Source organism: Mitsuaria sp. TWR114, from assembly GCF_007997345.1.
In genome coordinates this window covers 1-2,281 of record NZ_VOSR01000132.1, presented here as the reverse complement: position 1 = coordinate 2,281, position 2,281 = coordinate 1, and the positions used below count along the sequence as shown (strand labels likewise).

Sequence of the window (2,281 nt, the reverse complement as noted above, 5' to 3'; positions counted from 1 at the left end):
GCATTCCGCAAGCATGCGCGCCGCGACGCGGCCGCCTGCATGGACCAGCGCCTGAGCTTCGCGCTGATGGCCGCCGACCCCGAGGTCATCGGCGACGGCCACTGGCTGCTGGTCCTGCGCGAAGCCGACGAGGCCGCCAGCATCGCGATGCTGGCCAAGGCGCTGGACCTGCCGCAGGCCGACGCCGAACTGCTCTTCGGGCTGCTGGGCCGCCCGCGCCCGGACCAGCAGGCCGAGGCCCTGGGCCTGAGCGAGGCGGCCTACGGGACGCGGGTCGACGCGCTGTGCCGCCGCCTGGCGGTGAGCGACCTGATGCAGGCGCTCGAGCGCGCCCGCCAGGTCCTGGACCGGCCGGCCTGAGCCGGACAGGGGACAATCCGGCCCCATGTCCGCCGGAAATCCCCTGTTCAGCTCCCCTGTTCCCGACACGCCTGCGCCCGACGAGCGCCAGCGCTTCCTGCGCCTGCTGCGCACCGCGCTGGCCGAGCGCCGCTTCCAGCGCCTGCTGCTGGGCCGCCATGAGGGCGAGGACGCTTCGATCGAGCGCCTGACGGTGCGCGACATCGAACTGCGCGGCGAGCGCGCGCTGAGCTTCCTGTGGCGGCACAAGACCAAGGACGTGACCAAGAACCATCCGCTGGAGGAAGGCCTGGCGCTGCTGGAGCAGCTGCTGGGCCGCGATTTCCAGCAGGCCCACCTGGACACGCTCGGCGAGGAGGTCCAGCTGCGCTTCAGCCGCAAGGGCAAGCCGCTGCTGCAGGTGGGGAAGAAGGCCGCGCCGCAGGCGGGCGGCCCGGCCGGCCCCGACGGCCCGGTCGGCGAGGGCGCTTCGATCGCGCCCGGCGGCCATGACCGCGCCAAGCCGCGCGAGCTGTCGATGGCGCAGCCCTTCTGGCGCGACCTGGGCGTCACGCACGAGCTCAAGGGCCAGGCCGCGCTGGTGCCGGCGATGGCGCGCAAGTGGAAGCAGATCAACAAGTTCATCGAGATCTTCGGCGCCGCGGTCCGCAAGGCGGGCCTGGACGCGCCGGCCAGCGCGGACCGCCCGGTGCGGGTGGCCGACTTCGGTTCCGGCAAGGGCTACCTGACCTTCGCGATGCACGACTGGCTGCGCTCGCAGGGCCTGGCGCCGCAGGTGCAGGGCGTGGAGCTCAAGCAGGACATGGTGGCGCTGGGCAACGCGGCCGCGGCCCGGCACGGGCTGGCGGGACTGCGCTTCGAGCATGGCGACGTGCGCGAGCGCGGCGACCAGCCGCTGGACGTGATGGTCGCGCTGCATGCCTGCGACATCGCGACCGACCACGCGATGCACTTCGGCCTGCGCAGCGGCGCGCGGATCATCATGTGCGCGCCCTGCTGCCACAAGGAGATCCGGCCGCAGATGAACACGCCGGCCGCGCTGCGGCCGCTGCTGCAGCACGGCATCCACCTGGGCCAGGAGGCCGAGATGGTCACCGACTCGCTGCGCGCGCTGCTGCTGGAGCTGATGGGCTACGACACGCAGGTCATCGAGTTCATCGCGCTGGAGCACACCAGCAAGAACAAGATGGTGCTGGCGGTGAAGCGGCCGCAAGACCCGTCCCCGGCGCGGCGCGCGGAGCTGCTGTCGCAGCTCGACGAGATCAAGCGTTTCTACGGCCTGCGCAGCCAGGCGCTGGAGACGCTGCTGCGCGTCGAAGGGCGGCTCGAGGTCGACGGCGGCGTGAACCGGGCGTGAAGCCCCTCCGGGGGCCGCTGCGGCAAGGCGCTGCCTGAAATTGAGGCAGGGCAAGAAAGGTCCTGGCGGATCAAGGGCTTGAAGGCGCCGGCCTCAGCTTTTCCCACGACTTGTCCACAGCGGGCGTGGGCAATCGGCATGTCGATTGCCGTTCCGGCGACATGTCGAATGTCCTCGCCCCCATTCCCGCCCCGGTGCCCTGGCTCGCCCGCGTCCTCGGCGTGGTGCTGCTGATCCTCGGATTCGTCATGCTGGCCGCGGGCGGCCTGCTGGCTTCGCTGGGCGGCAGCTGGTTCTATGCGCTGTCGGGCCTGGCCTGGGCCCTCATCGGCGCGCTGATGTGGGGCCGGCTGCGCGAGGCGGTGCTCGGCTACGCGCTCTACTTCCTCGCCACGCTGGCATGGAGCCTGTGGGAGGCCGGCCTGGACTGGTGGCCGCTGGGCGCGCGGCTGGGCGTGCCCTTCGCCCTCGGCGCGGTGCTGCTGGCGCTGGTGCCGTTCAGCCAGGTCGATGGCATCGACGTGCCCAGCCCGGAGCCGGTCGCGCTGATCGCCGGCCTGCTGA

Annotated in this window: 1 protein-coding gene and 2 pseudogenes; all 3 read left to right on the top strand. The window is 72.2% G+C overall.

Annotated features, from left to right (window positions below; genetic code table 11):
• Nucleotides 1–360, top strand: a pseudogene (locus tag FUT87_RS28480) (hypothetical protein); the annotation flags it as partial.
• Nucleotides 361–385: 25 nt separating this feature from the next.
• Nucleotides 386–1,717 carry an SAM-dependent methyltransferase gene (locus FUT87_RS06345; RefSeq protein WP_147240456.1) on the top strand — a complete coding sequence of 444 codons (1,332 nt, stop codon included), beginning with the start codon at nt 386–388 and terminating at the stop codon, nt 1,715–1,717.
• Between the two features lie 161 nt (nt 1,718–1,878).
• Nucleotides 1,879–2,281, top strand: a pseudogene (locus FUT87_RS06340) (hypothetical protein); the annotation flags it as partial.

What these genes read in the sequence shown, in the direction of transcription:
- FUT87_RS06345 (WP_147240456.1), top strand. Translation starts at nt 386, where the DNA reads ATGTCCGCCGGAAATCCCCTGTTCAGCTCCCCTGTTCCCGACACGCCT.